Origin of the sequence: Flavobacterium sp., assembly GCF_046153165.1 — a bacterium.
Lineage (GTDB): Bacteria > Bacteroidota > Bacteroidia > Flavobacteriales > Flavobacteriaceae > Flavobacterium.
Window position 1 is genome coordinate 1 of record NZ_JBJXEN010000042.1, and the last position, 8,373, is coordinate 8,373.

General features: G+C 29.4%; 8 protein-coding genes. 3 read left to right on the forward strand and 5 right to left on the reverse strand.

Features of this window, described 5'->3' with window-relative positions; translation table 11 throughout:
• Positions 1-56 precede the first annotated feature (56 nt).
• The 3 genes from ACKVOV_RS05430 to ACKVOV_RS05440 all read right to left on the reverse strand — a co-directional run bounded on the left by ACKVOV_RS05430 (position 57) and on the right by ACKVOV_RS05440 (position 2,537).
• Positions 57-1,004, reverse strand: coding sequence for a hypothetical protein (locus tag ACKVOV_RS05430; protein WP_409205750.1), 948 nt, complete (start codon positions 1,002-1,004; stop codon positions 57-59).
• Between the two features lie 3 nt (positions 1,005-1,007).
• The gene (locus ACKVOV_RS05435) at positions 1,008-1,214 is read right to left on the reverse strand and encodes a helix-turn-helix domain-containing protein (protein WP_409205751.1); all 207 of its coding nucleotides are present in this window, start codon (positions 1,212-1,214) and stop codon (positions 1,008-1,010) included.
• Between the two features lie 303 nt (positions 1,215-1,517).
• Positions 1,518-2,537, reverse strand: a complete 1,020-nt coding sequence (locus tag ACKVOV_RS05440; protein WP_409205752.1) for a tyrosine-type recombinase/integrase — start codon at positions 2,535-2,537, stop codon at positions 1,518-1,520.
• Between the two features lie 207 nt (positions 2,538-2,744).
• On the opposite strand from ACKVOV_RS05440, the gene ACKVOV_RS05445 reads away from it, so the two are divergent.
• Together ACKVOV_RS05445 and ACKVOV_RS05450 are read left to right on the forward strand one after the other, a co-directional pair.
• A complete protein-coding gene (locus tag ACKVOV_RS05445) occupies positions 2,745-3,047 on the forward strand; it encodes a TIGR03643 family protein (RefSeq protein WP_409205753.1) in 303 nt (100 codons plus the stop codon).
• Positions 3,047-3,682, forward strand: a complete 636-nt coding sequence (locus ACKVOV_RS05450) for a flavin reductase family protein (RefSeq protein WP_409205754.1) — start codon at positions 3,047-3,049, stop codon at positions 3,680-3,682. The genes ACKVOV_RS05445 and ACKVOV_RS05450 overlap by 1 nt, the downstream gene beginning before the upstream one ends.
• 44 nt (positions 3,683-3,726) lie before the next feature.
• Here ACKVOV_RS05450 and ACKVOV_RS05455 read toward each other — a convergent pair whose 3' ends face one another.
• Together ACKVOV_RS05455 and corA are read right to left on the reverse strand one after the other, a co-directional pair.
• Positions 3,727-4,992 (reverse strand): NRAMP family divalent metal transporter, encoded by a 1,266-nt coding sequence (locus tag ACKVOV_RS05455; RefSeq protein ID WP_409205755.1) that lies wholly within the window; start codon positions 4,990-4,992, stop codon positions 3,727-3,729.
• 43 nt (positions 4,993-5,035) lie between these two features.
• Positions 5,036-6,106, reverse strand: coding sequence for a magnesium/cobalt transporter CorA (gene corA / locus ACKVOV_RS05460; RefSeq protein WP_409205756.1), 1,071 nt, complete (start codon positions 6,104-6,106; stop codon positions 5,036-5,038).
• A gap of 70 nt (positions 6,107-6,176) precedes the next feature.
• On the opposite strand from corA, the gene hutI reads away from it, so the two are divergent.
• Positions 6,177-7,412, forward strand: coding sequence for an imidazolonepropionase (gene hutI / locus ACKVOV_RS05465; RefSeq protein WP_409205757.1), 1,236 nt, complete (start codon positions 6,177-6,179; stop codon positions 7,410-7,412).
• Positions 7,413-8,373 lie beyond the last annotated feature (961 nt).

Sequence of the window (8,373 nt, forward strand, 5' to 3'; positions counted from 1 at the left end):
AATTCATATTTTACACATTTGTGGCAAATATAAACCACAAATGTGTAATACGCAAATTATCTTCCGTCTAATTGACTTTTATCTAATTTTCTAAAATTAGGTTTAGTTTCTTCGATACATAAAGCAAGATTATCATACCAAGGTTTTAGTAAATTATGGCGTTTATAACCGTCTTTTGCTGTCAAAATATCAATCGTATAATTTTGTTGCAAATGATTTGGTGATTTCCCTTGATGGTTTAACTCGCTACTATTTACAAATACAAATTCGTGTTTGCCTGTTTTAAGAAATAAATCAACGCACAAAATATTAAATTCTGAAACTAATGGCCCTGTACTTTTTATATTTGTAATAGTATCAATTCTTGAAGATGGCATATGCGTTTGCAAAAGTCTAATAGGTGCTGTCAAATCCCAATAAGCATTTTCGTGAAAATCATTTGCTTTGAAAGTTTCTAACCATTTCTTAATTTCCTCTTTGCTTTTCCATATCCCTGTTAAGTCAGGTACACCTGAACCGGGATTTGATAAATTCCAACGAAATTTTGGGAAACTACCATTATTCTTCTTTTCCCATTCTTCCTTTGCTTTCTCATATGCTGAATTACCTGACTTATAAATACTTTCAACGTGTTTAGCTCGTTCGATAGAGTGTTTGTTAAGTATAGTCAAACAAGATGAAGGTTTCGTAAGACCGCTTCTTTTTTCAGCATTAGATTTTACGCCCTTACATTCAACAACAAGCCACTCGTCTTTTATTGAACCTTTTTTTCTGATATAAAAATCGCCTCTTGCATCTTCACTTTTGGCATTATTTCCACCTTCGGGTTTTTCTTTTATCCTCAATGCTTCGTAACCTATTGAATCGGCATACTCTTTAAATAATTCTTCGCCAAGATTCCCTAAAATATAGCCTTCTGCTCCTGGGCTTTTTTGTAAAACCTCTAAAAATCGTTTCTCGTCAATGCCAAATTTTGCTTTGATGTAATCTTTTAATAGGTCCATTTGTTAGTCTTTGAAGAATTCAGAAATATCGGCATTAAGTGCAATTGCTAATTTTTCAACAACAGAAATGGATACATTTCGTAAGCCTTTTTCAATGCTTGGAATGTATGTTCTGTCTAAATCAGCCGTTAATGCAAGTGATTCCTGAGAAATCCCTCTTTCTAACCGCAGTCTTTTGAGATTTTTGCCGAATTTTTGCTTAATGTCCATTCTGCAAAAGTCTTATATTGTAGATTACTATACAACGGACTACTGTCAACGTATTTAGATTTACATAAAATATATTTGGGGGTGGTGGGTGGGCTTTGGGTTATTCGTCTTGATTGTCAGTTCAATGTTTGCAGGGTGCTTCATAGGGTGACGGCTAACTTATAAATATACGCAACTCATTAAAGCTAAATATATCTAATTTGTTTATTATTAGTTCTTTAATCTGGACAACACAAAAATACGCAATGCGTATTTTTGTGTTGTCCAGATTATTTTTTTCTCCAACAAATCTAATCTTTTTTATCATAAAGTATCTAATGGACTAATAATTTTTCGAATATTTTTGTCACTTACTTGAGTATAAATTAAAGTCGTTCTAATATCATTATGACCCAAAAGTTCTTGAATAAATCTGATATCTGTACCTTGTTCTAACAAATGGGTAGCAAAACTATGTCGCAAGCTATGTACTCCTAGTATTTTATTTATTTTAGCTTTTTTTTGTGAATTTCTAAAAACCTGTTGCACACTTCGACTACTATATTTTCCGCCAAATTGACCTTCAAATAAGTAAACACTAGGTTTGTACTCGACAAAATAGCTTCTTAGTTGTTCTAATATACTTACTGGAAGGTTTGCATAACGGTCTTTTTTGCCCTTGGCTCGTTCTATAAATACCTGCATGGCTTTGCTGTCTATATCAACAATTTTTAAGTTTATAATTTCAGATACTCGCAATCCCAATCCGTAACAAAGTTTAAGCATTGTATTGTGTTTTAAATTGGGAGTAGATTCAAATATTTTTTTTATATCACTTGTAGCAATTACTTTGGGTAATTTATTAGGCTTTTTAGGTCGGGGAATTTCAAATAAAAAATGCTCTCTCTTTAATACTTGTTCATAATAAAATTTTATCGCATTCATTCTGCTATGAATAGTTGCTTCGGATAATTTTATTTCGTTTATGCAGTACAAAATATAGTCTCTAATTTTTTCGACACTACATTCTTTTGCTGGAGTTTCTTTTAGATAATACAAAAATGATCCAAACTCATTTCGATAAGTCTTTAATGTTAAAGGGCTATATCCTTTTAATTGTATTTCTTGTATAAAACGATGTAAAGCTTCCTGATTTGGAGTGTCAATATGCGATAAAATAGACTTTTCGATTGACTCCGAAATCTTAAACCGAATACGATAAGCTTCCGTATCTGGCAAATGCCAAAGCTGTAAGGACTGACTCCATCTACTTCCTTCAAGTTGTTTTATTCGGTTAATTAAAGTTACTTCTTTTTCGAAAGTAACTGCAATCCGATTTTCCATCTTGTGTTTAATAATTTTCGCTTCCCATTTCATAAAATCTGGTTTAAAACCTAAAGATATAAAAAGGAAACAACAAGTACTAAAACAATAAATAGATAAGTTTTGAAATTAAAAAAATTAGGCTATAGTTTATATTTTTTTATTTGCTTTTAAAATAAATATTTTGTTTAACTTTGTTTTAAATTCATTAAACAAAAAATACAGCTTTTGAAACCTCCTATTCCACTCCCAACAATCAAAGAACTTTCTGATGCAAATATTGATCGAATAATCGAAATGGCTTGGGAAGACCGCACTCCTTTTGATGCTATCAAATACCAGTTTAATCTTACGGAAGCTAGTGTAAAAGTTTTGATGAAAAAAGAATTAAAATTTAGCAGTTATAAGCTCTGGAGAAAACGAGTAGAAAATTGTAAAACAAAGCATTCTGCAAAACGAGTGCATGGTATTGATAGATTTAAATGCAACTTACAAAGAACTATTTCTAATAATAAAATATCTAAACGATAATGCAAAAATTTATTAATACGAATGATTTAATAGAAATGGAAAAACAAGAGCGTGTACATCTTATAAATAGCTTAGGTGGTTTTAAGAGTGTTTGCCTTGTTGGTACAAAAAATAAAGCAAATCAAACTAACTTAGCCATATTTAGTTCTATCATACACATTGGAGCCAATCCTGCATTAATAGGAATAATTTTTAGACCCGCTGCTTATGAAAGACATACGTTAGATAATATATTAGAAACCAAATTTTATACCGTAAATCATATAAATGAGGATATTTATATGCAAGCACATCAAACTTCTGCAAGATATGATAAAGTACTATCTGAATTTGATGCAACTGGATTAAATACCGAATATAAAAATGATTTTTTTGCTCCTTTTGTAAAAGAAAGCCATATTCAATTAGGTCTTAATTTTAAACAAAAAATAGATTTAGAAATTAACAATACTGTTTTAGTTATTGGAGAAATTATACAAATTTACTTTCCTGAAAATTGTCAGAATGCTGATGGTTTTTTAGATCTCGAAATAGCACAAACAATCACATGTTCTGGTTTAGATAGCTATCACAAAACAAAAAAAATAAACCGATTAAGTTATGCAAAAACTGACAAAGTATTAACAACAATTTAAATATAAAATTACACGATATATCTAAACTTGTTAAGATAATTTTACTAATCAAATAACTGCAAATAGATTAAAATTGTAGCAGCAGCTGTCATAATGATTAATGCTGTAAATCCTAAAAAATTAGACATTTTGCTATTTGTAAATCTTCCCATTATTAGTTTATTATTAGAGATATGAAGGATAATAGCTATTAAGACCGGAGCAGTTAATCCGTAAAGTATTGCTGTATAAATTAATGCTTTAACAGGAGAAATCCCTATATAATTTAGAGATAATCCTAATATTAACGAGATAGCAATTATAACATAAAAAGCTTTTGCTTCATGAAACTTTTTATCAAGACCTTGTTCCCAACCAAAAGTTTCTGTAAAAATATATGATAATGAACCACACAAAACAGGAATTGCAATAAGTCCTGTACCTATAACTCCTATAGCAAATAGAAGATATGCTAAATTTCCTGCTAGTGGTTTTAGCGCCATAGCGGCTTGCTCGACAGTATCAATTTGATGAACTCCACTTTTAAACAAAACAGTTCCTGTAGTAAGAATAATAAAAAACATAACTAATCCTGAAAAAGTCATTCCAAAATCGACATCTTGTTTCATCTCATGAATTATTTTTTTATTTACCATCAAATGTTTTTTCTTGTTTTTCATTTCTTCCACTTCAACAGATGCTTGCCAAAAGAAAAGATACGGAGATATTGTTGTACCAAGTATTCCTACAAGAATAGCAATAAAATCTTTATCGAATCTAACTGTTGGAATAAATGTAGCTTTTGCTATCTCAGTTAAATTTTGCTTATACAAAAACGGGACTATAAAATAAACCAACATAACAATACAGAGATATTTTAGTATTGATGCTATTTTCTGATATGGCAAATATATAATTAGACCTAAAAGTAATATGGTAAAAACTACACTAAAATAATTGGCATCGATAGTTGGAAACAGCAAATTTCCAACTGCTCCCATCCCAGCTATATCTGCACCAATATTCATTATTATAGCTGGAAAACTAAACAATAGCATTAGATACAATATGGGTTTTGGGTAATTCTTTTTTAGTGCTCCCGTTAATCCTTGTTCTGTAACCAAACCAATCCTAGCGCACATTTGTTGAATAGCTGCCATAAGCGGAAAAGCAAGTAATGAAGTCCAAAGTGTTGCAAGACCAAATGCTGCACCAGCCTGCGAATAAGTAGCTATTCCTGAAGGATCGTCATCACTTGCTCCTGTAACAAGTCCTGGTCCAAGAAGTTTCCAAAAACGAGATAATTTGTTGGCAATATTTTTCTTATTCATGTATTTAAATTAGACTATTAATAGCATTTTTTTTAAGTTAATCTTAGTACCATTTCTTCTTTTTAAAATAAAAAATCATCCCTAATAGTAAAATAAGCATGCATCCTAGAATAACAAAATAGCCATATTTCCAGTGCAATTCGGGCATGTTTTCGAAATTCATTCCATAAACTCCCACAATAAATGTTAGTGGCATAAAGAAAACTGAAACAACTGTAAGCGTTTTCATAACCTCATTCATTTTATGATTTTGCGCAGAAAAAAAGAAATTTGATGCACTTTCTAATGATCCTAAATCGTATTCTATTTGTTCTAAAAGTTCTAAACATTTTTGGTGCAAACGATCAAAAAAACTATAATTTTCTTTCTCAATTGCGTTAAATACATTATCATCTTTCATACTTTTTATAGAATATAATGAATCTCGTAAAGGAATTATCGACCTTTTTAAAAAATTAAAATTATCTCGATGTTTTTCTATTTGTTCTAAAATTTCTGGTTTAGTACTCGTTTTAGATAAATTAATTAGTGCTTCTACCCTATCTTCCTCATTCTCTATGGTTATATAAAAATTTTCCATAATCGCATCAAGCAATAAATACAGTAAATAATCTGTTTTTTTCTCCCTTACAATACCAGAATGGGTTCTTATGCGTTCTCTAATATGGGTAAAAAAATCGCTCTTTTTTTCTTGAAAAGAAGATAAAATTCCATTTTTTAATAAAAAACTTATTTGTTCGACGTTTATATTATCTGAATTTTCTATTGGCAATAATGATTTAATATTAAAGAATAAAATATCATGATATTCATCTAGTTTAGTTCTTTTTGTGGTATTTAAAATATCACTCAACATAAAATTATCAACCTTCAGGAAATCTCCAACTTCTTTTATAACCGAAATTTCATTTAATCCATGAATATTTAACCAATTTACTTTGTTAAAATCGATTATAGAAAGTAAATCTTGACATTTATGATCTGCACATTCTGTCAAATTTTCACTGTCATATACAAATAATTGCATTTCTGTAGCAACATTCTTGTGGCGTCCAGTATATTCTAAAAATGTTGGAACAACTTTTTTCCCTTTTTTATATTTTATTTTTCGCACTTTATAATAATTTGATATAAAGATAGCCGTTTTTAAAAATCAAAGATTATTTTTACAAAAATTATTTTCAATGAAAACATTAATCATTAATATAAAAGAGCTACTTCAAGTTCGAGATAGTCATATCGATAAAGTTTCAGGCGACCAAATGGGGATTTTACCCAAAATTGATAATGCTTTTTTATTAATAGAAAATAACCTAATTTCAGATTTTGGTTCGATGTCTGATTGTCCAAATATTAGCACCGACCAAATTATCGATGCAACAGGAAAAATAGTATTACCTACTTGGTGTGATAGCCATACTCATATTGTATACGCAGGCAATCGAATTCAGGAATTTGTTGATAGAATAAATGGTTTGAGTTATGAAGAAATTGCCAATCGTGGTGGCGGAATCTTAAATTCTGCTAAAAAGCTAAACGAAACTTCCGAAGAAGAAATTTACAACCAATCGAAAGTTCGTTTAGAAGAGATCATGCAACAAGGAACTGGTGCGGTCGAAATAAAATCCGGATACGGACTAACGGTTGAAGGCGAATTAAAGATGCTTAGAGTAATCAAAAAATTAGCCGAAAATTATCCTATAAAAATAAAAGCTACCTTTCTTGGAGCTCATGCATTTCCAACAGAATACAAAGAAAATCATGAGGCTTATATCGATTTGATTATTAATGAAATGCTACCTAAAATTGCAAATGAAAAATTAGCCGATTATATTGATGCATTTTTAGAAACTGGTTATTTTTCAGTACATGAAACCGAAAGAATTATGGAAACAGGTAAAAAATATGGTTTAATTCCTAAAATTCATGTGAATCAGTTTACGGCTATAAGCGGAATCAAAGCTTGTGTTACACATAATGCATTAACTGTCGATCATCTTGAGATTGTTACCGACGATGATATAGAAATATTAAAAGGAAGCATTACAATGCCAGTTGCATTACCTAGTTGCTCCTATTTTATTAGTATTCCTTATACACCAGCAAGAAAAATGATTTCAGCTGGATTACCACTTGCACTTGCCACCGATTATAATCCAGGAACCACACCATCAGGAAATATGAATTTTGTTGTTGCGACTGCTTGTATAAAAATGAAAATGACTCCAGAAGAAGCGATAAATGCCGCAACAATAAATGGTGCTTATGCTATGGGAGTTTCTAAAACTCACGGAAGTATTACAAAAGGAAAAAGAGCTAATATTATAATTACAAAACCATTAACAACTTACTACGAAATGACTTATGCTTTTACTAGCAATTTAATTGAAAAAGTCTTTATTGAAGGAAAAAAAATATAAATAAAAAGCCTTTCAAAATAATTGAAAGACTTTTTCTTAGTAAATTAACCAAAATTAACTAAAATATTTTTTCAACATTATCAACTGATAAATCGGCAGACACTTCTAAACTCTAAACTTTCATTTTTAAATTTTATTGAAGAAGAAGAACTATAAGCTAAACTCATTGATCTAGTTTTTTAATCCGTTTTTCTCTAGCGATGTTATTTTTAGCAATCAATTATCTGGACATAATATTCTTTCACATGGTTTACTAATTTTATTACCCACAATCATAAAAATAGCTTGTAATAGATTCACTTTCCTTATCTGTAGGTTAGTTAAACTTCCAGATTTTGATTCCTTTAATGTTAAGCTCCTTAGATTTTCTGAATTCAGAAATAATAGCTTTTTTTTCGTTATTTAAAATTCTTTTTGTTATTTCAAAATCAGCATAAATTTTATAAGAAAACCCAAACAACAAAATAATGATATTACCAATCTTAATGATATAAATCTTAAAGAAAATAAATTATTTATTTCATGATATTCTTTTTACATTAATTAATTTCAATATTACAAATGTAGATTAAGTAAATTTTTTAAGTTAAAAAAATCGTTGAAAATTAAGTAAAAATCGATAATGTATTTTTTTTATATTTTTTTAACTATTTATTTGTTTTTAACATACCTATATTTAATAATATTTCTAACTAAATTTAGTTAGAATAAAAATATATTAGAATGTAAAAAATACTATTATATTTTGAGATAAGATTTGAAAAAAACTAAAACAAATTTTAGTTTAAAGAAGTTAATAAATTGGAACTTTATGATAAACAAAAAAACTATCTGAATTTCTTGGTTTTTTTAACAAAAAAAATCCTCACCAAGTAAATGATGAGGATTCAAAGAAAGGCGACGACATACTCTCCCACAAAAATGCAGTACCATCTGCGCAGGCGGGCTTAACTTCTCTGTT